This window comes from Pseudomonas sp. RGM 3321 (genome assembly GCF_022836805.1).
In the GTDB taxonomy this organism is placed as follows: domain Bacteria; phylum Pseudomonadota; class Gammaproteobacteria; order Pseudomonadales; family Pseudomonadaceae; genus Aquipseudomonas.
The window spans coordinates 79,935-102,817 of sequence record NZ_JALHBH010000100.1 but is presented as its reverse complement, the minus strand read 5'-3'; the positions used below and the strand labels follow the sequence as shown (position 1 = coordinate 102,817).

The following is a 22,883-nucleotide window of genomic DNA, read 5'->3' as shown; positions in this document are numbered from 1 at the left end:
AGGCAAAGGTATAAGGACATGACAGCGGATAAAGCTTGCGCTGTGGTGGTACGAGACCGTGGAGCGCTGGAAATCCTGGCGTTTGAGCACCCGTTGGCAGGACTGCAGCTGGTAAAAGGCAGTGTGGAGCCAGGCGAATCTACCGAAATGGCTGCTGTACGAGAACTCATGGAAGAGGCCGGTATTCAGGCGACAGTCAGGCGACATTTGGGTGAGTGGCGTTCCCCTGTAACCGGGCACACCTGGGCATTTCATGAGTGCCTCGTGGCCCAGGACCTGCCCGATAACTGGGTGCATTTTGCAGAAGATGATGGCGGGCATGAATTCAGGTTTTTTTGGCACCCGCTGATGTCTGATCCGTCCGAAAGCTGGCACCAGGTGTTCAAGGACGCCTTGAGCTTTCTAAGGATTACCCTTGCTCAAGCCTGAGCGTACGTTCAACCCATCTTGATTAAGTTAGCCAGTACCCTCTGATGCAATAGCAACTGTCCAATTCTGCTCGTCCGCCGCCCCGACCATCATTGGTCGTAATCCACATACCGCGCCATGAGGTTCGGTCGGCTAAACGTGTCAATTGCATAAACCCGCTGCCACATGGCATCGACTTCCGCTTTGAACGTCTCGTTATCCATGTCGATCCAGTAGCGAGGGTCGCGGCCGCGCTGCTGATCGTAGCTGGCGGTGATCGGGTCCAGGTGCCGATACGGTTCAAACAGCGGAATGTCCGGAATCGGGCCGCTGGTGTCCATGTAGTTTTGCAGGAAGTCCCAGAGTGCACAGGGGCGTTGCTGGAAATCGTCAGGGCTGAGCAGTGCGTGGAAGTTGATGGACTGCTCTTCGTAGCGATGCTGGAGCAGAAGGCCGTAATACGGTCCATGGCGATCATGCGTGGTGGTCATGTAGGCATCGAACTCGTAGAACGGCGCGATGAACTCATCGATCACTCCTTCTTTTCGATGGCGTTTGTAGCCGAAGACGTTGACCAGACCCGTTCTGCGGTTTAGCTCCCAGAGTGGGCCTTTTGGCGGGCGGAACCAAACGAGAGGGAAATGGTAAATGACAACGTGGCCTATTAGCCAAAGCAGTAAAGGGCTACCTAGATACAACGGGTAGGCCCCTAAAAGTAAGTCGACGGTCACCGTATGCCATGGTTTATGGGATACCGAGATTAGAGACAGGTGTGCTAACACTATGAAAGGGGAAAGCACGATGAATCCTCCTTTCCCGAGTTGTAATGAGATCAGCCAAAACCGTGACCAGCGTGGAAGAGGCGCAAATCTGAAATGCTCGTGGTCACACTTATTGTGAAGTTCGACTTCTTCATGGAATGCCAGCACATGGGTTCCAGCTGTTTTGTTTTCCTCTTTTTCTTTCGCTACTTGCTCCCAGATTCTCATTTTTTCTGGGGTAGATTCCTCAAGGAGCTTCATTGATGTCGTCTGTTGAGTATTCCCCCAAGGGAGTCGGACCGAGCAAGAGTGATATGGATCCGTGCGCAATGATGCCTGCTCGGGAATATTGCCAGGTTGATAGGCCAGACACCCGTAGTAGGAGCGGCCGCTCGATTCAGCCATTGGCAAATGCCTTATGAGCTTCGTCATCGGTCCAGAATGGTTGGTCGACTTTCCTGAGGTTGAGTGTTGTCCAATCTTGACTGCATTGAGTGGAATCTTTTTGTACGCACATCCAACTGACTCTCGTGCCAATGCTCCGCGTTGGCATGCATCCCGTGACGCTCTGCGTCACAAATCTGCAGCCTTGCGCATTATCAGGTGTGACTGACGTTGAGGTTTTGCATGCGCCCGACCTGGAACACTGCTCCGTCGTAGACCGGACGCCACCAGTCATGAGCCATAATCCACATACCGCGCCATAAGGTTAGGGCGGCTAAACGTATCGATCGCATAAACCCGCTGCCACATGGCATCAACCTCGGCCTTGAACGTCTCGTTATCCATGTCGATCCAGTAACGAGGGTTGCGGCCGCGCTGCTGATCGTAACTGGCAGTGACCGGGTCCAGGTGCCGATACGGTTCAAACAGCGGAATGTCCGGAATCGGGCCGCTGGTGTCCATGTAGTTTTGCAGGAAGTCCCAGAGTGCACAGGGGCGTTGCTGGAAATCGTCAGGGCTGAGCAGTGCGTGAAAGTTGATGGACTGCTCTTCGTAGCGATGCTGGAGCATCAGGCCGTGATAGCAGCCATGACGATCATGCGTGGTGGTCATGTAGGCATCGAACTCGTAGAACGGCGCGATGAACTCGTCGATCACCCCTTCTTTTCGATGGCGTTTGTAGCCGAAGATCGTGACCAGACCGGTTCTGCGGTTTAGCTCCCAGAGTGGGCCTTTTGGCGGACGGAACCAGAGGCGGGGAAAGTGATTGATCACGATATGGCCGATAAGCCAGCTGAGCAACGGAATGCCTAGCAAAAACGGGTAGAGGCCTATTAGCAGCTCGACAGTGACCTGTTGCCACGAGTCATCGGAAGCGTGGACAACAGCGATGTGTGAGAGTATTGAAATTGGAAAGAGGATAATGAAGCCTACTTTTCCAAACAGTAGAATAAATATCCAGAATTGAGATCTGAATGGAAACTGTGAAAATCTAAAGCGTTCCTGATCAAAATTCTGATGGAGCTCCACGTCTTCAAATATTCTGGCTTTATAGGTTCCGAGGTTTTTTTTTCGGTCATCCTCTATTTTCACCCTCTCCCAGAATCTCATTTTTTCTGGGGTGGATTGTCTAACGATCCCTGGTGTAGCCACTTGCTGAGTCAAACCCCATGGCAGGCGAAACTTGTAAGTCGCGCGTGACTTTCGAATAGACGGTCTTTGCTCAGGGATATTGTGAGGCTTATAGGCTTTATGTCCATAGCAAGTGTGCGTCTTTGATTCAGTCATTCAAAGATACCTTATGCGTTATTTCATCTGCCCAAAAGGGTTGATTGATGACTTCAAAATTTGGCACTGCCCATTTTGAACTATATTTAGTCGGGTCTTTGACCGGAGGCGATGGGAAATATAAATTCTCTCCTTCGTGAGTTAAAACGAACTGAGCCCTTACAGCCCATTTATAATAATGCCTGCTGTTGCCAGTTGATGAGATCTGGCTAGTCGGTGTGGTGAAAAACAGCTCAATCGCATCAGGATAGAGGCGCTGCGCATTGGGGCGTGTTGCTTTATCTGTGACTTCAACTGTTGCCCGGTAGGGAACGCCTTGATTATTGATCCTTTCAATAATGCGGCAGTGACGGCAGTCGGCTTGAATGCTGACACTGTGAAGGCTGCCAATAACGCCTGGTAGACGGCTCTCTAAACGAATGACGGTGTCAGCGCTGCGTATGGCATGCGGTATTTTTGCGTGGTATCAAATGTGGCGTGCTGTTCGTGAGCCGGATTTCTCTCTATTGAGATACTGATACCCGCAAGCAGGCTTGCCAGCCGGTAAAAGGCCTCTGATGGGTCCTGTAAATACAGGTCAATTGAATGGCTCTCACCGAATGGTCCGTTTGCTAACCAGGACTCCAGTGGCGTTGAGCTCATAATGATGACCAAACCCACGCCCATGCCGATCAGCAGCAACGCCGCCCAGCCTAGCGGATTGAGGCCGAAGTAGACCGTTAGTCCCCCGAATATCGAACCAAGAGCGCTTAGTAGACCGCCCATGGAAATTAGCAGATAGCCATATATAGCTTGATCATTCCATTGCCATGCATACCAAATGTCATATAGGTTGATAGTGCAAAGTAGACTTCCTGAAATTATTTGAGCGATCAGGCGGCTGGTGATTTGCTTGGTTACAACTTCGCCAAGTGTCTTTCCAAGCCACCGTTCTGCGCCTTCTTCAGAGATTACCCACAGAGACTTTCTACTTAAAAAATCTTTTGGTTGGCTACCCAGTAATTTTACAGTCAGCGCCTCCAGCGCGATAGTCAGATCTACAATAGCGCTGATGATGCCGGCGGTTGTCCTTGCACTATTCTTTTCTCGCATTGTCTGTTTCAGAGCCTCATTCTCCGAACTCTCATTCCAAACCTCCAGCATCAACACCGCCAGACAAAACGGTGTCGGTCCCAGCACCCGATAAGCCGCCTTGTTCTTCTCCGAATCCAGCCCCTCAATGGCATCACTCAAACCGCTCTTCGCCCGAATATGACCCCGTTCAGCATCACCCACCGCACCGGCCGCTTCACGGGCTTTTTTAAGCGTTCGGTTCATGTCGCCGACCACCTGCGCGGTTTTGTGGCCGCGTGGAATCACCAGCACCAGATGGTCGCCCTTGGGCAGGCGGGTAGAAAAGGGATGCGGAGGGGCGATGTCGCCGAAGGGCGTTCCGTCGGGTCTCAGATATTCGCCATAGCGTGTTTTTGGCAATGACTCCCGGCCGGGCAGGTCTTCCAGACCGAATACATAGTGTTGTGGAGTGACCTGATTACGGCGGATCAGGAAGGCCGCACCGAAATGCTCGGGGATCATGCTGCGCAGTTGTTGTACGCCTCGGCCCTGGCGGTTGACGTTGATCTTGTGGGCGTTGGTGCCGAGGCGTTCTTGTATCTGGGCCAGTCGGTCGTTTGCCGAGCGGACGTTGGCATTGGCGCTGTTTGCATTACCTTTGGCTGACGCAAGAGTCTGGCTGGCTTTGGCGACGGCGTTCGCAGCGCCATCTGCGGCGCTTTGCAGGTTTTCAAAGATCCCGACCAGCGCAGCTGTTGTAGCTTTGCCGTTGTTGATCAGGAAGAAGTTCTGCAGGCTGTCGCCCGCCAGCAGGTTAGCGAGGGTGGTGGCGTCCAGTGTGACTTGGGCGATGGGGTCAGGCGCTGGCTGATTCTCGAAACGGGCCAGTTCGGTGGCGCGAAAACGGCCGTCGCCTTTGTTCTCGTCATCTGTAACCGGCACGACATAAGGCGCGCAAGCGGTCTGTAGATCGCACTCGGGCCAGAGCATGAGGTGCAGGGGCGATGTGTCATCGCTGGCCGTCTGGTTCAAAAACTTCTGCCCAAGGCTCACGGCCTGATCCCATAGCCCAACACCCGTGACCGCATCCACCATGTCGCCACCGGGTGCCAGCGGATCGACGTTGGATGGCAGCAGCGCGAGAGTCGCCAGCGTCCGACTCAATTCATACATCGCCGCCACGTAGTCGAAACCTTCAAGGCTCAGGTGATCCGCCAGCATTTGCTCCGTGGCGCTTTGTTTAAGGCTGGCGACCAGCGCGTCCTGAGCACTGAGCATGTGCCGCCAGACCACCGCGCGCTGGACCGTGGCAGTGCATTGGTTGATCGCTCGTCTGCCCGGCTCATGCAGCTTGGCCATCGCCGCATGCAGCGGGTTTTCCTGACCGCGAATACTGCGCGGCACCACCAATTGTTGCACCAGCAACGCGCTGGCATGGTGTGGGTGAAGAACGGCGTGTCGGGCGCACAGCGCGAACAGTTGCTGGCACGTATCGACACGTTGCCGCAGATGACGCAGTCGATAACAGGCATCGTCCAGCAGCACGCCGCAGACCTGCCGCTGCCGCGCTTTGTCCAGCACATCGACGACACCGGCCTGCGCTTCCCAGAGCACCCCCGCATCGACGGGCTCGGCATCCGCTTCGATCGGCAAACTGGCGAGCAGCGCGTCGGCCATCGCTGTCAGCTCCAGGAGCCTGACATCCTGCACAGCAACACCTCTGCCAGCCTGAGCGAGAAATGCCTTGGCTTCTCTGAAGGACTCGACCGGAAACTGCCCCGACAGATCACACAGATACCGCGCCGGATGATCGAGCAGCCTTTCATAACCGGGCTGACGGGCGCGCTGCGGTGCAGCCAGGCTGACCGGAAACGCGTTGTATTGCAGATTAAGCCGGTTCGCCTTGATCGGGGCGATGAGTGCCTGGGCGACAGGGTTTTTGGCATCAAAGCCGGAAAACGCATCGAGCATCGCCTTGCCATCGGGCTTGCCCTTGTACAGGTCCGTGAAGCGCATTTTCGACCCGCTCAGATCAGGGCTGGTGCAGCGCTGATCTCTTGAAGCCGCGTCTTTTTCCAGACGCTCAAGGCGTGCCGCGCTGAGCTGTATTTCCGAGAAACACAACTGTAGCGTCTGTACGTGCCGGTTGTTCCAGAGTACCGGCAGCCAGATGTCCTCAAGCGCCTGGCCAGTGGCCTTGCGCTCGCCCGCTAGAAACCCGCTTTGCTGACGATATCGGGCCACGTCGATGTCGTGATACGTGTTGCCGGTTTCGCTGACGTGGATCTCCAGCTCGCGCCACAGCTTCTCCTGATAAAACACATACACATAACCCGCGCGAGCCAGCACCGGTGTGCCCATGTCGTCCACCGTTTTCGAACCGGGCAATGCCACGAACGGTAATACCGGAACGATTTGATTGAACTGCGCATCGGCCTGTCGCGGCGTGACTTTCGTGCCGCTGAGCAACGGCAGGCGAATCGGCTCGCCTTCAATGGTCGCGATCTGCAGATGAAGACGCCCGCCGTCGATGTGATCCCAGACTTTCAGTGTGCTGCTGAACAGCTCGTTTACCAGCCTTTCCGATTTGGCTTGATAGAGTCGATTTCCATCAGGGCCGACCAGCAAAACCTGCTGCTGCTCCGAATGATCCTTACCCACGATCTGGACGATCAGTTTGTCCATTTCGCAGGAAGGGCCAGCGCTCAGGCTGCCGTTGGTCATCGTAAGAACTCCTTGTTCTGGCGCCGCAACGCGTCTTCTTGCCGCTGGTTTAAACCGAACGTCACTTGAGGTTGTGGCGGTTGCCAATCAGGTGCGTGTGGATTGCGAACGTCGAACCAGCGCTGCTTGCCTTGTGCAAGGTCCTCCCAGGTGCCGCCGTACCAGCCCAGTCTGGAAATAGGACCGAACCACTGGGTACTGGATTGAGGGGGCTCTGCCGTAAAGAAATAGCTGGCAGTGACAGGATGTGAGTAGCGCAGCACGCCTCGGCGTTGGCCCTCGAACCTGACAAACAGAATGTGCCGGAGATGGCCGAGCAACACGTCGGCGGGAGAGAGGCTTTCGATGATCAGGCCTGGCCAGCATTCTGGTTTTTCATGCATGGCCTCGACGAGGGTATTGCTGCCTGATGTGTTCAAAAAAAGCGGACTTTTCTCCCGGTAAGTGGCCAGCTCGGTCTTGTCGAATAATACGGCTGGCGCTGGATCAGGCAGCCGTTGGTAAAGTTGTTCCAGCAGCGAGTCGGTGCGCTCCAGCAGCACGTAAACGTTCATGCCCGACCTCTCGACAGCAACGCCCTGCGACAGCCGCAATCGGCAAGCGGGCAGTCCATGGGCGTTCCGTTCTTGGGTTTCTGGCACAGCTCTACTATCGGGCCTGGTTCACCCAGGCGCTGCGCCAGCAACTGCCCTGGCCCATCGTCATCTGCCTGTTTCACAAGCCCAGGCAAATCGGGCGATGCACCGGTGCCCAAGGCTGGCGTGCCCCCTGAGTTGAGTTTTATCTGAGGCCCGGTAATGGTTACGCCACTGGCGTCGATCTTTAGGAAGGAAGCACCGGCCTTGACAGTGATCTCCAGCCCCGCCTCAATCACCACGTTGTTACCGGCCTTGAAATGAATTTCCTGCCCGGCGTGTGTCAGTAATCCATCACTTACCCTGATGTGCTGTGTTCCACCCACCGTCAGGTGATCGTCCGCTTTGACTTCGGTCAGCCGGTTGCCATCGACAGTGCAATGCTCTTCAGCTTTGAACTCGCTGTAGCTGTTGCCCTCGACCCGGTCATGTCGCTCATGACCGACTCTTATTTTCTGCTCGTGCTCGATGTTCTGGTCCCAGTCGCGCTGTGCATGGATGTAGATATGCTCCTGACCGGCCCGGTCTTCGATGCGTAGCTCGTTGGAGCCATTGCCGCCGGGGCTGCTCAGGGTTCTGAACACGCTGCGCGTTTGATGCGCAGGCAAGTCGTAGGGCGGGATATGTTCGGCGTGGTACAGGCAGCCGCTGATCAATGGCCGGTCGGGGTCGCCCTCCAGAAACGTCACCAGCACTTCCATGCCGACTCGCGGGATGGTCATGCCACCGTAGCGATTACCAGCCCAGCTGGACGACACTCGCAGCCAGCAACTGCTCTTGTCATCGCCGTCGCTTTCACGATCCCAATGAAACTGCACCTTGACCCGGCCATGCCGGTCGCAGTGGATTTCCTGATCTTTCGGGCCAGTCACCACCGCAGTCTGACTGCCGAATATTCTCGGTTTGGGATGATGCAGAGGCGGGCGATACGAGGCCAGCCAGGGGGTAACAAAAAAGGTATTGCGATAGCCCTGTTGAAAGTTGTCAGGGCTCTGGATTTCATGTACGGATTCTTCAAAAACCTGAGGCTGGTGGCCTTCGTGACGCACCTCAGTGAGCAACCACAGATCATTCCAGTCCTCGTTGGGGTGTCCATCCAATGGCAGAAAATGACCGCTGACCAAGCGAGGCTGATCGCTTTGACCTTCGCCCAGCCGGTAATCGTGGCGGTGGCGTTCAAGGGCTCGATTCGCCAGTTGCGCACCCCGATCACGGTGGGTGAAACCGCCAGGGTAGTCATAGTCCTCAAGGTCAGGCTGCGTCTCGGCATGCGCCGACCCTTCCATTTTCAGAAGGGGTTTTTCAAAGTGATAATCACGGCGGGCGGTGCGGTTGGCGCGGGTTTCCAGGCGCAGCTTGAAACGCTTGATGACCGGCTCATCGGCCACCAGACCATTGTCCCGGCGATAAATCACCGAACCGAGTTTCGCAAACACCGTCTGGTCATCGCCAAACACCAGCTGATGCGTTGCGGGGCTGTGTTCAAAGTGATAGTGCAGACCTTCCTCTTCGCACAGTCTCTGGACGAAATGTAGATCCGACTCGTTGTACTGCACGCAGTATTCCCGTCCCGCGTATGTGGTGCCGAGTTCGAAGCGGTAGGCATTGGCCAGCAAGTGATGTTCTTCCAGTACCTGCGTAATGATCTGCGGCACTGTGCGATTCTGGAAAATACGCTGATTGGTGCGATGCCCGAGCCGGGCCAGATGCGGGCGCAGGGTGATCGAATAATGCGTGAGACGTCTGCCGGAGTCGCCTTGAGACACCTGATCGATCAAGCCGTGAATGCCCCCATCGTCAGGTGCGAACTGCAGAAATGCAGGACGATTCAGCAGGTCTTCAAGGTCCAGCGCAGTGCGCTCGCTGACCAGCTCAAGCGTAAAGCAGAAGGGCTGGTTGATGGCCTCATGGCCGGTAAACGCCATTACCTGAAAACCATGATCAATGCCGTTGTGGCTATCGATGCTCAGGCTGAAACGAGGCTGACTGGCAGGTGCGAACATCCGAAACTCTCCGCGGTAACGGACGAATTCGCCCGCTGAATAGCGTGAGAGATAACAAGAAAGGTGCCAGATAATTTTTTTATATATAAATCAGTCGGTTGGTGACGTTGAGGATGGGTTTTAGGTGCGTGGAGCAAAAAAATCAGCAAAATCTGCGCATCATCTTGCGCGCTTTTTCGCGATGTTGCGCAGCGCCTCGAAACGTATGTGAAGCTTGCTCTTCAGCTATCCAGTGCGTCTGTTACACGGCATGACCAAGCAACTTCTTGCGCATCATCTCGAAAACCGTAACTCCGCCTTCTCCCCCAACAAAAACCCCTTGTTCAACTCCGTCACCTCCCGAATGTAATCCCACAACAACGTAATCCGCTTCAGCTTCCTCAAATCCTCGCGGCAATACATCCAGAATTGCCGAGTAATATTCACTTCTTCTGCCAGCACCGGCAGCAGCCTCGGGTCCTGGGCGGCCAGAAAGCATGGCAGGATCGCCAGTGCGCGGCCTTGTAGTGCGGCGGTGTATTGGGCGATGACGCTGGTGCTGCGCAGTTGTGCCTGGGCGTTGGGCAGCAGGTTGCTCAGGTAAAGGAGTTCGGAACTGAACGCCAGATCGTCGACGTAGCTGATGAAGACGTGCTCGCTCAGGTCGGCTTTTTGCTCGATGGCCGTGTGGTTGTCCAGATACGTCTGGGTCGCGTACAGGCGCAGGCTGTAATCGCAGAGTTTGCAACACACATAGGGGCCGTGTTCCGGGCGCTCCAGGGCGATGACAATGTCTGCCTCGCGTTTCGAGAGGCTGATGAAGTGCGGCAGCGGCAGGATATCCAGCGAAATACTCGGGTAGCTGTCGAGAAAGTGGCTCAGTTGCGGGGTGATGAAAAAGCTGCCGAAGCCTTCGGTGCAGCCCATGCGGATATGCCCGGATAATGCGACGCTGGACCCGGAAACCTGTTCGCAGGCCATGTGCAGTGTGCTTTCGATGGACTCGGCGTAGCCCAGCAGACGCTGGCCTTCGGCGGTCATGATGAAGCCGTTGTTACGCGACTTTTCGAACAGCAGTGTGCCGAGCGAGGTTTCCAGCGAGTTGATGCGTCGCGACACGGTGGTGTAGTCAACGGCCAGGCGCCGGGCCGCGCTGCTGACTTTGCGGGTGCGTGCCACTTCGAGGAAAAACTTCAGGTCATCCCAGTTCAACAGCCCCAGGGAGGTGATGTTTTTTTGCATGTTGACCCTGCTTTTATCTGCATTCTTGTTAGAAGTTTGCACATCTATACTCCAAAGCACGCCCCCTGACCAACTCAAAAACAAGACTGCCGGAAGACCACGGCGATCCATCTGCACATGCGCTGGATGCGTGGCTTGCTGAAGGGAGAACCGCTGAAATGAACGCCTCGTTGAACGACACCACAACCACCGTTGCTCGCGTAAAACTGCTGATCAACGGCGAGTGGATAGACTCGCAAAGCAGCGAATGGCAAGACATCGTCAACCCCGCGACTCAGGAAATCCTCGCCCGGGTGCCATTTGCCACCGCCAGTGAGGTGGACGCTGCTGTCGCTGCGGCCCATGCGGCCTTTCGCACCTGGCGCGAAACGCCTGTCGGTGTGCGTATGCGCATCATGCTCAAATTGCAGGCGCTGATCCGCGAACACTCCAAACGCATTGCGGCGGTATTGAGTGCCGAGCAAGGCAAGACCCTGGCCGATGCCGAGGGCGATATTTTTCGCGGCCTTGAGGTGGTCGAGCACGCGTGTTCGATCGGCACGCTGCAAATGGGCGAGTTTGCCGAAAACGTTGCCAGTGGCGTAGATACCTACACCTTGCGCCAGCCCATCGGCGTCTGCGCGGGCATCACGCCGTTCAACTTCCCGGCGATGATTCCGCTGTGGATGTTTCCGATGGCGATTGTCTGTGGCAATACCTTTGTCCTCAAACCTTCTGAACAGGACCCGTTGTCGACGCTGTTGCTGGTTGAACTGGCGATTGAGGCGGGAGTACCGGCCGGCGTGCTGAATGTGGTGCATGGCGGCAAGGAGGTGGTGGACGCGATCTGCACTCACAAGTACATCAAGGCTGTTTCCTTTGTCGGTTCGACCGCTGTCGGCACGCATGTCTACGATCTGGCTGGTCGGCACGGCAAGCGTGTGCAGGCGATGATGGGCGCGAAAAATCACGCGGTCGTGCTGCCTGATGCCAACCGTGAGCAAACGCTGAATGCATTGGTGGGCGCAGGTTTCGGTGCGGCGGGCCAGCGTTGCATGGCGACCTCCGTGGTGGTGCTGGTCGGTGCGTCGAAACAGTGGCTGCCGGACCTCAAGGCGCGGGCGCAGAAACTCAAGGTCAATGCCGGTCAGGAGGCGGGCACGGACATCGGCCCGGTAATTTCCAGAAAGGCCAAGCTGCGCATTCTGGACCTCATCGAGAGCGGTGTGCGTGAAGGCGCGACGCTTGAACTGGACGGTCGGCAGGTTTCGGTGCCGGGTTACGAGGGCGGCAACTTCGTAGGGCCGACGCTGTTCTCGGGCGTCACTACCGACATGCAGATCTACACTCAGGAGATTTTCGGTCCGGTGCTGGTTGTGCTGGAGGTCGATACCCTCGATGAGGCTATCGCGCTGGTCAACGCCAACCCGTTCGGCAACGGCACTGGCTTGTTTACCCAGAGCGGCGCGGCGGCGCGCAAGTTTCAAAGCGAGATCGATGTCGGGCAGGTCGGGATCAATATTCCGATTCCAGTACCGGTGCCGTTTTTCAGCTTCACCGGCTCGCGAGGTTCCAAACTGGGGGACCTGGGACCGTATGGCAAACAGGTGGTGCAGTTCTACACTCAGACCAAGACCGTTACCAGCCGCTGGTTCGATGATGACAGCGTGAACGACGGCGTGAACACCACGATCAATTTGCGTTGATCACAGCCTCTCAGCCAGGCCAGGAGAACAATAATGAACATCGCATTTATCGGTCTGGGCAACATGGGCGCGCCCATGGCCCGCAACCTGATCAAGGCCGGACACAGCTTGCAGGTGTTCGACCTCAACAAGAGCGTGCTGGCGGAATTTACCGGGCTGGGCGCACAGGTCAGTGACTCACCCCGGCAGGCCGCCGCAGGCAGTGAGCTGGTCATCACCATGCTGCCCGCTGCGGCGCATGTGCGTAGCGTGTACCTGAACGACGACGGCGTGCTGAAAGGCATCTCACCCGGCGTTCCTGCGGTTGATTGCAGCACCATCGACCCGCAGACCATCCGCGACATCGCCGCTGTCGCTGCGCAGCAAGGCGTGGTGTTGGGCGACGCGCCGGTGTCGGGTGGCACCGGTGGCGCGCAGGCTGGGACGTTGACGTTCATGGTCGGCGGTTCTGCCGAGCACTTTGCCGTGCTCAAACCGGTGCTGGAACAGATGGGTCGCAACATCGTACATTGTGGCGACGTGGGCACCGGCCAGATTGCCAAGATCTGCAACAACATGCTGCTGGCGATTTCCATGATCGGCGTGGCCGAGTCCATGGCGCTGGGTAATGCACTGGGTATCGACACCGAAGTGCTGGCCGGCATCATCAATACCTCGACTGGCCGTTGCTGGAGTTCCGAGGCCTACAACCCGTGGCCCGGCATCGTCGAAACCGCTCCCGCGTCACGCGGTTACAGCGGCGGTTTTGGCGCCGAGCTGATGCTCAAAGACCTGGGGCTGGCAACCGAGGCCGCACGCGCTGCACATCAACCGGTTATTCTCGGCGCGGTTGCGCAGCAGCTTTATCAGGCGATGAGCCTGCGCGGTGATGGCGGCAAAGACTTCTCGGCGATTATCGAGGGCTATCGTAAACAGGTTCTATCGTAAAAGGTGCTCCGGTAACGGCTGTCACGGGGTGTCAGCCGCGCCGTGAGGTTGTCACATCTTGTCCAACCTTCCCGAATGCAGATGCATACGATTCTCTTTTACTTGTGAATCGTAAGGAAGCTTCATGCATTCTCCTCTTCGTTTGCGGCCTGCGGCTGTGATGGTCAAACTCGCGCTGGCCTGCATTGCATCAGGCCAGGTGTTCGCTGCCGAGCAAGTCATCGAGTCTGCCAATGTGCTGTCGCTTGATGACGTCGTGGTCACAGCTTCCGGTTTCGAGCAGAACCTGGAGGATGCACCCGCCTCGATGACGGTGATTACCGGGGACGAGTTACGCAAGAAGTCCTTTCGTGACCTGACCGATGCACTGCGCGACGTAGAGGGCGTGACGGTCAACGGCGGTGCCAATGAAACCGACATTTCCATTCGCGGCATGCCTGCCGATTACACGCTGATTCTGGTTGACGGCAAACGCCAGAGCGCCCGCGAATCACGGGTCAATGGCAACAGTGGTTACGAGCAGAGCTTCATCCCGCCCGCCGAAGCCATCGAGCGTATCGAAGTGGTTCGCGGGCCGATGTCATCGTTGTACGGTTCGGATGCGATCGGCGGGGTGATCAACATCATTACGCGCAAAGTCACCCCGGAGTGGGGCGGCTCAGTCACCTACGATTACTCGGCACGCCAGCACAGCGATCAAGGCAACGCGCGTCAGACCCAGTTCTTTCTTGGCGGCCCGATCAAGGCAGACCTGCTGGGATTGCAGGTCTGGGGACGCTATCTGGATCGCCAGGCGGATGACAACGTCGAACAAACCAACGGTTTCAGCAAAGCCGACCACCGCGACCTGACCGCACGACTGTCGTTCACGCCGACCATCGACCACGACATCCTCCTGGAAGCCGGTGCCACGCGGCTCAAGAACGGCGATGGCGTGAGCGCCAACTGGGCGACGCGCGAGCAGGAAAACAACCGTGATCACTGGTCGATTTCACATCAGGGCCGCTGGGGCTGGGCGACCTCGGATGTGTCTCTTGCGTACGAAAAGTCCAGCCGTGAAGGCGAGGCCAGCGCCACCCAGACCGACGTGCTGGGGCGCAAGCCCGAGGTCGAAAACACGGTGCTCGACGCCAAGCTGGTGATGCCCACCGAGCGCAATATCACCACCACCGGCATGCAGTGGAACGACACCACGGTGACCGACTGGAATCAGGGGCTGGGCGACCGCAAGGACTACGAGTTCTCGGTAGTGCAGAAGGCTGTGTTCGCGGAAAACGAATGGTCGATGACCGATACCTTCGCGCTGACCACCGGCCTGCGCATGGATCATCACGAACAGTACGGCGTGCATTTCAGCCCAAGGGTTTATGGCGTCTGGCGCGCTACCGACGACTGGACCGTCAAGGGCGGTGTGGCGCGAGGCTTCAAGGCCCCAGAAGTACGCGCCGTTGTACCGGGTTATTCGTACCTGCGTCGCAACCGGTTCGTGATGTTCGGCAACCCGGACCTCAAGCCGGAGACCAGCACCAACTACGAGTTGTCTGCGCTGTGGTCCAACCGCAACGACCTGTCGGCGGGTGCGACGGTGTTCTATAACGATTTCCAGGACAAGCTTTCGACCGTGACCACCACCCAGGTGTGGAACGGCTTTATCGTCATGGATCGGGTCAACGTCGACAAGGCGGTCATCAAGGGTGTCGAGCTGAACGGTCGTTGGGACATCACCTCGGCGGTCGCGATCAAGGGCAATTACACCTACACCGACTTCGAACAGAAAAGCGGTGCCAACGCCGGTGCCCCGCTGGCGCTCACGCCTGAACAGAAAGCCAATGTGCGCGCCGAATGGACACTCAACGACCGCACCCAACTGTGGGCTTCAACCAATTACTACGGCAAGGAGTACGGCAACACCCTCACCGACGAGGCCGCACCGGGCTATACCACAGCCGACTTCGGCGGCTCCTATGAACTGAGCAAAAACATCTCGCTCAATGCCGCGCTGTACAACGTGGCAGACAAGCGCCTGGATGATGAAACCTACGGCACCGTCAATTACGGCCGGACACTCTGGGCGAGCACCACCGTGCGGTTTTGAGGGAGCACCTCTCGTTCTTCATAGTTGAGATTATCGTTCCCTACTCTCCAGCGTAGGAACGCCTTGGGTGACGCTCTGCGTCACAAATCTGAGGCACAACGCTGAGCGTAGAGCATTGCCACGATAATCGTTAGCCAGTCTATCGCAAAGACTCAGCCCACCGGCAGCCGCACCACCGCACACAACCCCGCTGGCGAACGGTTTTCCAGGGTGAGTTCGCCGCCGTGGGCCTGCACGCAGGAGCGGGCGATCGCCAGACCCAGGCCGAGCCCGCCACCCTGAGAATGGTCCGTGCCGGTCTGGCTCAGTTGCACGAAGGGTTCGAACACCTGAGTCAGCCAGGCCGGTTCAATGCCTGGGCCGTGATCAAGGATCTCCAGGTGAATGTTCCCGTCAGGCGCTTTGAATAAATTCATCGTGGCATCCCCGGCGTGCTTCAGCGCGTTGTCGATCAGATTGGTCAATGCGCGTTTCAGCGCCAAGGGCCGGCAGCGACATGTGATCTCGCTTGCGCCGCGCCAGCCAATCGGCGTTCCCATCGTCGCGTAACGCTTTGCCAGATCATCGAGCAGGGTGGTCAGCGATATCTCCACCGTGGCTTCCTGCACCGCATCGCCGCGCACAAAGTTCAGGGTTTCGCGCACCATCGCGCGCAACTCATCAAGGCTTTCGAGCATGTCATCACGCTCTGGCCCGTCTTCAAGCAATTCCATTTGCAGGCGCAGTTCGGTGATCGGCGTGTTCAGGTCATGACTGATAGCGGCCAGCATGCGCGTACGGCCTTCCACATGGCGGGCAATGCGCGCTTGCATGATGTTGAACGCGATAGTCAGGTCACGCGCCTCCTGTGGGCCGGACAGCGGCAGCGGCGGTATCCATTCACCGCGACTGACGCGTTCGGTCGCCTTGGCCAGTGTCTTGATCGGCTGCACAATGCGGCGCATGAAAAACACCACGATCAACAGCACTGGAATGGTCGTCACTGGCAGGGTGTAAGCGAGCATGCGTCCCCATTCATAGCCGCCCGCGGGATATTGAATGGCGTTGAGATGCGACCCGTTAAACAGGTCGATGCTGGTGCGTAGCCGCAAAGGGGCCCACCCGGCGGCAACGAACACATGCTCGCGCGCCGGTCCGCCACTGATACGCTCAAGTTGCATGCCAATGGTGGTTTCGGCGGGCAGCGTCAGGCGCTTGCCGAGGTCGGCGACCAGCCGATGTTCTTCGGCGCGCATGTCCAGGGTATTGGCGACTGGATAAGTCGACACCCACAGCTCTGAATCCGGCGTTTGCAGGGCAGCCAGCAAGCGCGAAGCATCTGCAGCCGAAAGCCCCTGCGTCGCATGGTAAGCGGTGATCAGCCGTTCGATTGCCAGCGTGCGCGACAGCGGATGAATGAGCGCGCCGGTGCGTTGCAGATAGAGCATGGCGATGGCGTTGGAGGCCAGCAGAGCTATCAGCAGCAACAGCGCCAACTGGTGCGTCATGCGCCCTGGCCAGAAACGGCTCAGCCTGCTCATGCGTCGAGAACGTTGACAGTAGCCGCCAGCATGTAGCCGTCACCCCAGATGGTACGCAGCAGTTCCGGCTCGACCGGGTTGTCACACAGTTTGCGGCGCAGGCGGCTGATCTGTCGGTCGATGGCGCGGTCGTAGACTTCATTGCCCGGACGCGCCGTCAGGTCGATCAGTCGCTGGCGGCTGAGAACGGTATTGGGATGGCTGAGAAGCACGCTCAGCAGACGGCTTTCCACGGTGCTGAGCCTGACCGCCGAGCCATCATTGCGCAACAGCGTTCCGGTGCTGCTCATGAAACTCAGGTCCGCGAACGCATAGTGTTGTGTCGGCGCAGACTTAGTGTCGGCAGCTTTAGCCTCGATCTGCGCCGGGACCGGCCCGCGCCTGCGCAACACGCTGTTGATGCGCGCCACCAGTTCACGCGATTCGAACGGCTTGGTGATGTAATCGTCGGCACCGATATCCAGCCCGCGAACCCGGTCGGCGGAGGTGTCGCGCGCGGTGAGCAGAATGACCGGAGTGTTCTCGCGTCGATGCAAGCGGCTGCACAGTTCAAACCCGTCACCGTCTGGCAGCATCACATCCAGCACCACCACATCGAACGCCTGTTGCCTGAGCAATTGCCACATACCTGCCGCATCTTCTGCTGTACGCACATCGAACAAATGGCGGCGCAGATAGACGGCGAGCGGGTCGCGGATCTTGCGGTGGTCGTCCACGACAAGCACGCGTGGAGCAGGGCGGGGCGGAGTTGTAGCGCACATCGTGATGTTCCTGCGGCACGGCTGGGGATGATTCTCATTGTGTGGTGAGATCTTATCCCATTTGTGACTGGTGAGTCGCTGTTGGGCAGTACGCCATTATCCAAACAGGCGACACGCCAGTGTCATGCAGATTTTTACACTAGGTAAACGCGCCAGAACCGGCTACTTTGACCCTGTCAAGCCGGCGCAGGGATGCTCGGTACGCTTTGATGAGAAGCGCAAAGTCCCTGTTCGGAATGCCGCTGCTTTAATCATCAAACGTCCCTGACCCAGAAAAAGAAGAGATCGATCATGAAGTTCGAACCCCTCACCAGATCGCTGATCGCGACGGCACTGATTGTCGCGTATTCCCCTTCATTTGCTGCATCACAAGCCCCGGTTGCTGCCGAAAACGGCATGGTTGTGACGGCTCAGCACCTGGCTACCCACGTGGGAGTCGATGTACTCAAGGCTGGCGGCAACGCCGTCGATGCGGCGGTAGCGGTTGGCTACGCGCTGGCGGTGGTCTACCCCGCGGCCGGTAACCTCGGTGGCGGCGGCTTCATGACCGTTCAGTTGGCGGACGGGCGCAAGACTTTCCTCGACTTCCGCGAAAAGGCACCTCTGGCCGCGACGGCCAACATGTACCTGGACAAGGACGGCAAGGTCATTCCTGATCTCAGTGCCAAAGGTCATCTGGCCGTTGGCGTGCCGGGCACCGTGTCCGGCATGGAAGTGGCCCTGAGCAAGTACGGCACCCGCAAACGCGAAGAAGTCATCGCCCCGGCGATCAAGCTCGCCGAGGAGGGCTTTGTGCTGGGCCAGGGCGACGTCGACATGCTGTCGAGCGCCACGGATGTGTTCAAGGCAGACATGGCCGATTCCGGGTCGATCTTCCTCGACAAGGGCGAGCCGATGCAGGTTGGTCAGAAACTGGTGCAGAAAGACCTGGCCAAGACCCTTAAAGAAATCTCCGACAAGGGCAGCGATGGTTTCTACAAAGGCTGGGTCGCCAAGGCGCTGGTCGATTCAAGTCAGGCTGGCAAGGGCATCATCACCCAAGCCGACCTCGACCATTACAAGACCCGCGAGCTGGCTCCGGTCGAGTGCGACTACCGTGGTTACCACGTCGTGTCAGCGCCACCTCCAAGTTCCGGTGGCGTGGTCATCTGCCAGATTCTCAACATCCTCGAAGGCTACCCGATGAAAGAGCTGGGCTTCCGCTCGGCGCAGGGTATGCATTATCAGATCGAAGCCATGCGTCATGCGTACGTAGACCGCAACAGCTATCTGGGCGACCCGGACTTCGTCAAGAACCCGGTCGAGCACCTGCTGGACGTCAAGTACGCGGCCAAGCTGCGTGAGGCCATCGAGCCGCAAAAGGCTGGCGACTCGAACAAGATCAAACCGGGCGTCGCACCGCACGAAGGCAGCAACACCACCCATTATTCGATCGTCGACAAATGGGGCAATGCGGTATCGGTGACCTACACCCTGAACAACTGGTTCGGCGCGGGCGTCATGGCCAGCAAGACCGGTGTGATTCTCAACGACGAAATGGATGACTTCACCGTCAAGGTCGGCGTACCCAACATGTACGGTCTGGTGCAGGGCGAAGCCAACGCCATCGCGCCGGGCAAGACGCCGCTGTCTTCGATGAGCCCGACCATCGTCACCAAGGACGGCAAGGCCGTGATGGTTGTCGGCACGCCAGGCGGCAGTCGCATCATTACCGCGACGTTGCTGACCATGCTCAACGTCATCGACTATGGCATGAACATTCAGGAAGCTGTGGACGCGCCGCGTTTCCATCAGCAATGGCAGCCTGAGGCGACCAACATCGATACCTTCGCGGTCAGCCCCGACACGCTGAAGATTCTTGAGAGCTGGGGCCACAAGTTTGCCGGTCCGCAGCCACTCAATCATGTGGCGGCGATTCTGGTCGGCGCGCCTTCGCTGGGCGGCAAACCGGTCGGTAACAACCGCTTCTACGGTGCCAACGACCCGCGTCGCAACACCGGGTTGTCGCTGGGCTACTGAGTCACGCTGCGAGTCACGCCACGGCCCTGAGTTTCAGGGCCGTGGCGTTTTGCTTTCTGAGGTCTGCTCAGTTACGCACCCAGCGCTGTCTGCTCCAGCCGCTCAAGGCGTCGACGGCGAACACCAGTATCAGCATCGCCAGAATCACGGTGCTGGCCTGCGCTTCCTGAAACAGGCTGAGGCTGACATACAGCATCTGCCCCAGACCGCCCGCGCCCACAAAACCCAGCACGCTGGCCATGCGAATGTTGTTCTCCCAGCGGTACAGCGTGTAGGCCAGCAACTGCGGCCACAGGTTGGGCAGGGTGCCATAGCCGAATGCCTGCCAGGCACTACCGCCTTGCAGGCGAATGGCAGCGGCGGGCTCGGGCGCGGTGTTTTCCAGCGCTTCGGCAAACAGTCTGCCGAGCACGCCAGTGGTGTGCAGTGCAAGCGCCAGAGTACCCGCGTTGGGTCCCAGACCTGCGGCGAGCACCATCAACACGGCCCACACCAGTTCCGGAATGGCGCGCAGTGCATTGAGCAGCATGCGGCTCACGCTGCGCAACGGCCAGCCCAGGCGACCGGCAGCGGGCAATGCCAGCAACAAACCTGCAATGGCAGCCAGCAACGTGCCAAGTGCAGACATTGCCAAGGTTTCCAGAGCGCCCTGGCCGATTGCCTGCAAATGCTCACTGCTGAGGTCCGGGCTCATGAAGCGCAGTGCGTAACGGCCCATCTGCGTCAGGTTGTCGTGACTGCCCAGGGTGAACAGGTCCAGCCCGAGGTACACAAACGATGCGATCACTGCCGTAACCATCGCCAGCAACAGCAGCAGGTTGCCCGTGCGCTTCATTTGAACCGCCTGCGCAACAGGCGACTGAGCTGATCGGCGAGCAGCACCAGGAGCAGAAAGGTCAGCAGCATGCTTGCCACCTCATCGCCTGCAAACATACGCATCGACAGGTCGATCTGCTGACCCAGTCCGCCTGCGCCGACGAAACCCATGACCACCGATGCACGCACGGCGCACTCCCAGCGGTACACCGTGTAGGAAGTCAGTTCGGCTGCCGCATTGGGCAGGATGCCGTAGGCCAGCGCGGTCAGCCGTCCGCTGCCAGCCTGGAGCAGCGCGTGGGCCGGGCGTTGGTCCACCGATTCGAAAATCTCCGCGTACACCTTGCCGAGCATGCCTGCATAGGTGATGGCGATGGCCAGCACGCCCGCCGTCGGGCCCAGGCCGACCGCGCGCACGAACAGCAGCGCCCAGACGATTTCCGGCACGCTGCGCAGGAAGATCAACGTGCCGCGCACCGGCCAGCGCAGGAATTGGCCGAGCCAGCCGGGACGCCCGCCGCGTGAGGCGGCCGACAGGGACAGCGTCTTGCTGGCGAGCAGGCTTGCCGGTACAGCCAGCAGCAGAGCAAGGGCGATGCCGGCCGTGGCGATAGCCAGCGTTTGCAATGTCGCCTCCAGTAACAGCCCGAGGAATTCCGCAGAGTGCGCCACAGGCCAGAACCCAGCGAGAAAGCTGCCCATCGTCCTGGCGTTATCGGCTTGCAGCAATACAAACGGGTTCAGTTCGGCCAGCCGAATGCCCGGCCAGAGCAGTGCGATAGCCAGCAGCGTCAGCAACAGGCGTGGCGTTGCTGCCGGGTCGCGCTGATCCTGAGTCAGCATCGCGGCGTCCAGAGTGTTTCAGACACATCCGGGGCAGGCTGAGGGCTAAGTTGTTCATTGGCATACAGGGTGTCGAGATGCTGCCGGTCGACCTCATTTGCGGCGAGGTCGAAGTGAACTTGCCCGTCGCGCACCCCGATGATTCGCGGAAAATGCGCCAGCGCCAGCTCCACCGCATGCAGGCTGGCGACCAGCGTCACCTGGTGCGCGATGGCGTGCTGGCATAACAGCGCAAGGGTGTGATCGGCGAGGCGCGGGTCCATCGCCGAAACCGGCTCGTCGGCCAGCAGCAGTTCAGGTGCCTGATACAAGGCACGGGCAATGCCGACGCGTTGTAGCTGCCCGCCAGACAACTGCTGGCAACGCTCGAACAGTTTGTCCGCAAGGTCCAGACGGGCCAGCACTTCGCGGGTGCCGGGAACGTCCAGTGGATGCAGCAGGTTCAGCAGGCTTTTGCCCAGCCCCCATTGACCCAGTTTGCCCGCCGACACCGCAGTGATGACCCGCTGGCGCGCGGGTAACGGCGGTGCCTGATGGACCAGCGCAATGCGGCTGCGCAACCGCTGGCGGCGCTTGCTGGAGAGCTGCCAGGGATCAGCCCCCAGCACTTCCAGTTGTCCGGCACTGGGCGGCAACGCGCTGGCCAGCAGGTTGAGCAGCGTTGTCTTGCCCGCACCCGACGGCCCGATGATCGCAACCCGCTCGCCACGAGCGATGTTCAGATCAAGACCGCGCAACGCCAGTGTGCCGTCGCTGTGGCGCAGCTCGATGCCGGACAGACGCAGGGTCATTTCAGCAGGTCGGCAGCGCGAGCGGCTTCTTCGATGCCTTTGTAGTTCTCTGGCTTGGTCTCGATGAAGCGGCTGGCGGCTTGAAGATCGAGGATTGCCTTCTGCTCCGGGTTGGCCGGGTCAAGGTCAAGGAAGGCCTGCTTGATCTTCGCTGCCAGTGCCGGGTCGAGGCTGCCGCGCACGGTCCAGTTGTAGTCGAAATACGTCGGCGTGGTCTGGAAGACGTGAACCTTATTGGTGTCGACCTTGCCGCTGGCGACCAGTTTGTCCCAGACGCTGGCGTTGAGCACGCCCGCATCGACCTTGCCCGCTTGAACCCAGGCAGCGGTCGCGTCATGCGCGCCGGAATAGGCGACGCGGCTGAAGAACGTTTCCGGCTTGATGTTTTCCTTGAGCATGAAATAACGCGGCATCAGGCTGCCGGAAGTGGACGACACCGAGCCAAAGGCAAACGTCTTGCCCTTGAGATCGGCGAGCGTCTTTACGTCCGGGTCGGAAGTGATGAATTTGCTGGTGAATTTCGCATCCTGCTCGCGCTGTACCAGCGGCACGGCGTTACCGGTCTTGAGGTTGACCTGAACGAAGGTGAAGCCGCCCAGCCAGGCCATGTCGAGCCGGTCAGTGGCCAGCGCCTCGACCACTGCCGGGTAATCCGCGACCGGAACGAACTCGACTTTCATGCCCAGGCGTTGCTCCAGATAAGCACCCAGCGGCTTGAACTTGCGCAGCAATTCGGTGGGCGCTTCATCGGGAATGGCCGAGACGCGCAGGGTGTCGGCCGCATGGCTGGTCAGCGCGGAGAAGGACAGGGCAAGGCTGGCGGCGAGCGCCAGGGTACGCTTGAGCATGGAGGTTCTCCGGTTCAATAGCGGAAAAAGGAAGAGGCAAAG

General features: G+C 58.6%; 16 protein-coding genes and 1 pseudogene. 5 read left to right on the top strand and 12 right to left on the bottom strand.

From position 1 onward, the window contains the following. Positions 1-18: 18 nt before the first annotated feature. Positions 19-429, top strand: coding sequence for an NUDIX domain-containing protein (locus RGM3321_RS08425; protein ID WP_244392556.1), 411 nt, complete (start codon positions 19-21; stop codon positions 427-429). Between the two features lie 89 nt (positions 430-518). On the opposite strand, the gene RGM3321_RS08420 is transcribed toward RGM3321_RS08425, so the two are convergent. The 6 genes and pseudogenes from RGM3321_RS08420 to RGM3321_RS08395 all read right to left on the bottom strand — a co-directional run bounded on the left by RGM3321_RS08420 (position 519) and on the right by RGM3321_RS08395 (position 10,536). Beyond that, positions 519-1,397 carry a hypothetical protein gene (locus tag RGM3321_RS08420; protein WP_244392569.1) on the bottom strand — a complete coding sequence of 293 codons (879 nt, stop codon included), beginning with the start codon at positions 1,395-1,397 and terminating at the stop codon, positions 519-521. A gap of 447 nt (positions 1,398-1,844) precedes the next feature. Then, complete coding sequence (locus RGM3321_RS08415; RefSeq protein ID WP_244392567.1) at positions 1,845-2,723, bottom strand: hypothetical protein; 879 nt, start codon at positions 2,721-2,723, stop codon at positions 1,845-1,847. A gap of 169 nt (positions 2,724-2,892) precedes the next feature. Next, positions 2,893-6,677: pseudogene (locus RGM3321_RS08410) on the bottom strand (toxin VasX). After that, positions 6,674-7,231, bottom strand: a complete 558-nt coding sequence (locus RGM3321_RS08405) for a DUF4123 domain-containing protein (RefSeq protein WP_244392554.1) — start codon at positions 7,229-7,231, stop codon at positions 6,674-6,676. The pseudogene RGM3321_RS08410 and the gene RGM3321_RS08405 overlap by 4 nt, the downstream one beginning before the upstream one ends. Then, positions 7,228-9,315: a type VI secretion system tip protein TssI/VgrG gene (gene tssI, locus RGM3321_RS08400; RefSeq protein ID WP_244392552.1), complete on the bottom strand. Its 2,088-nt coding sequence runs from the start codon at positions 9,313-9,315 to the stop codon at positions 7,228-7,230. The genes RGM3321_RS08405 and tssI overlap by 4 nt, the downstream gene beginning before the upstream one ends. 273 nt (positions 9,316-9,588) lie before the next feature. Continuing rightward, positions 9,589-10,536 carry a LysR family transcriptional regulator gene (locus tag RGM3321_RS08395; RefSeq protein WP_244392550.1) on the bottom strand — a complete coding sequence of 316 codons (948 nt, stop codon included), beginning with the start codon at positions 10,534-10,536 and terminating at the stop codon, positions 9,589-9,591. 158 nt (positions 10,537-10,694) lie between these two features. Here RGM3321_RS08395 and RGM3321_RS08390 point away from each other — a divergent pair, with 158 nt between their 5' ends. From RGM3321_RS08390 to RGM3321_RS08380, 3 genes are all read left to right on the top strand, one after another. Continuing rightward, positions 10,695-12,221 (top strand): CoA-acylating methylmalonate-semialdehyde dehydrogenase, encoded by a 1,527-nt coding sequence (locus RGM3321_RS08390; RefSeq protein ID WP_244392548.1) that lies wholly within the window; start codon positions 10,695-10,697, stop codon positions 12,219-12,221. Positions 12,222-12,254: 33 nt separating this feature from the next. Then, a complete protein-coding gene (mmsB, locus tag RGM3321_RS08385; RefSeq protein WP_244392547.1) occupies positions 12,255-13,148 on the top strand; it encodes a 3-hydroxyisobutyrate dehydrogenase in 894 nt (297 codons plus the stop codon). A gap of 124 nt (positions 13,149-13,272) precedes the next feature. Next, complete coding sequence (locus RGM3321_RS08380) at positions 13,273-15,243, top strand: TonB-dependent receptor (protein WP_244392545.1); 1,971 nt, start codon at positions 13,273-13,275, stop codon at positions 15,241-15,243. Between the two features lie 152 nt (positions 15,244-15,395). On the opposite strand, the gene RGM3321_RS08375 is transcribed toward RGM3321_RS08380, so the two are convergent. Further along, positions 15,396-16,730 (bottom strand): ATP-binding protein, encoded by a 1,335-nt coding sequence (locus RGM3321_RS08375; RefSeq protein WP_244392566.1) that lies wholly within the window; start codon positions 16,728-16,730, stop codon positions 15,396-15,398. 29 nt (positions 16,731-16,759) lie between these two features. After that, positions 16,760-17,524 (bottom strand): response regulator transcription factor, encoded by a 765-nt coding sequence (locus tag RGM3321_RS08370; protein WP_244392544.1) that lies wholly within the window; start codon positions 17,522-17,524, stop codon positions 16,760-16,762. Between the two features lie 291 nt (positions 17,525-17,815). Here RGM3321_RS08370 and ggt point away from each other — a divergent pair, with 291 nt between their 5' ends. Beyond that, complete coding sequence (ggt, locus tag RGM3321_RS08365; protein WP_244392543.1) at positions 17,816-19,543, top strand: gamma-glutamyltransferase; 1,728 nt, start codon at positions 17,816-17,818, stop codon at positions 19,541-19,543. A 67-nt stretch (positions 19,544-19,610) separates the two neighbouring features. Here the strand turns inward: ggt and phnE are convergent, their stop codons facing one another. The 4 genes from phnE to RGM3321_RS08345 are packed head-to-tail and all read right to left on the bottom strand — an operon-like array spanning position 19,611 to position 22,841. Beyond that, positions 19,611-20,378, bottom strand: coding sequence for a phosphonate ABC transporter, permease protein PhnE (gene phnE / locus RGM3321_RS08360; protein ID WP_244392541.1), 768 nt, complete (start codon positions 20,376-20,378; stop codon positions 19,611-19,613). Beyond that, the gene (locus tag RGM3321_RS08355) at positions 20,375-21,202 is read right to left on the bottom strand and encodes an ABC transporter permease (protein WP_244392539.1); all 828 of its coding nucleotides are present in this window, start codon (positions 21,200-21,202) and stop codon (positions 20,375-20,377) included. The genes phnE and RGM3321_RS08355 overlap by 4 nt, the downstream gene beginning before the upstream one ends. Next, positions 21,196-21,993, bottom strand: coding sequence for an ATP-binding cassette domain-containing protein (locus RGM3321_RS08350; protein WP_244392537.1), 798 nt, complete (start codon positions 21,991-21,993; stop codon positions 21,196-21,198). The genes RGM3321_RS08355 and RGM3321_RS08350 overlap by 7 nt, the downstream gene beginning before the upstream one ends. Further along, the gene (locus RGM3321_RS08345) at positions 21,990-22,841 is read right to left on the bottom strand and encodes a putative selenate ABC transporter substrate-binding protein (RefSeq protein WP_244392535.1); all 852 of its coding nucleotides are present in this window, start codon (positions 22,839-22,841) and stop codon (positions 21,990-21,992) included. The genes RGM3321_RS08350 and RGM3321_RS08345 overlap by 4 nt, the downstream gene beginning before the upstream one ends. Positions 22,842-22,883 lie beyond the last annotated feature (42 nt).

Coding starts and splice junctions, on each gene's coding strand:
- RGM3321_RS08425 (WP_244392556.1), top strand. CDS start 19: ATGACAGCGGATAAAGCTTGCGCTGTGGTGGTACGAGACCGTGGAGCG.
- RGM3321_RS08420 (WP_244392569.1), bottom strand. CDS start 1,397: ATGAGAATCTGGGAGCAAGTAGCGAAAGAAAAAGAGGAAAACAAAACA.
- RGM3321_RS08415 (WP_244392567.1), bottom strand. CDS start 2,723: ATGAGATTCTGGGAGAGGGTGAAAATAGAGGATGACCGAAAAAAAAAC.
- RGM3321_RS08405 (WP_244392554.1), bottom strand. CDS start 7,231: ATGAACGTTTACGTGCTGCTGGAGCGCACCGACTCGCTGCTGGAACAA.
- tssI (WP_244392552.1), bottom strand. CDS start 9,315: ATGTTCGCACCTGCCAGTCAGCCTCGTTTCAGCCTGAGCATCGATAGC.
- RGM3321_RS08395 (WP_244392550.1), bottom strand. CDS start 10,536: ATGCAAAAAAACATCACCTCCCTGGGGCTGTTGAACTGGGATGACCTG.
- RGM3321_RS08390 (WP_244392548.1), top strand. CDS start 10,695: ATGAACGCCTCGTTGAACGACACCACAACCACCGTTGCTCGCGTAAAA.
- mmsB (WP_244392547.1), top strand. CDS start 12,255: ATGAACATCGCATTTATCGGTCTGGGCAACATGGGCGCGCCCATGGCC.
- RGM3321_RS08380 (WP_244392545.1), top strand. CDS start 13,273: ATGCATTCTCCTCTTCGTTTGCGGCCTGCGGCTGTGATGGTCAAACTC.
- RGM3321_RS08375 (WP_244392566.1), bottom strand. CDS start 16,730: ATGACGCACCAGTTGGCGCTGTTGCTGCTGATAGCTCTGCTGGCCTCC.
- RGM3321_RS08370 (WP_244392544.1), bottom strand. CDS start 17,524: ATGTGCGCTACAACTCCGCCCCGCCCTGCTCCACGCGTGCTTGTCGTG.
- ggt (WP_244392543.1), top strand. CDS start 17,816: ATGAAGTTCGAACCCCTCACCAGATCGCTGATCGCGACGGCACTGATT.
- phnE (WP_244392541.1), bottom strand. CDS start 20,378: ATGAAGCGCACGGGCAACCTGCTGCTGTTGCTGGCGATGGTTACGGCA.
- RGM3321_RS08355 (WP_244392539.1), bottom strand. CDS start 21,202: ATGCTGACTCAGGATCAGCGCGACCCGGCAGCAACGCCACGCCTGTTG.
- RGM3321_RS08350 (WP_244392537.1), bottom strand. CDS start 21,993: ATGACCCTGCGTCTGTCCGGCATCGAGCTGCGCCACAGCGACGGCACA.
- RGM3321_RS08345 (WP_244392535.1), bottom strand. CDS start 22,841: ATGCTCAAGCGTACCCTGGCGCTCGCCGCCAGCCTTGCCCTGTCCTTC.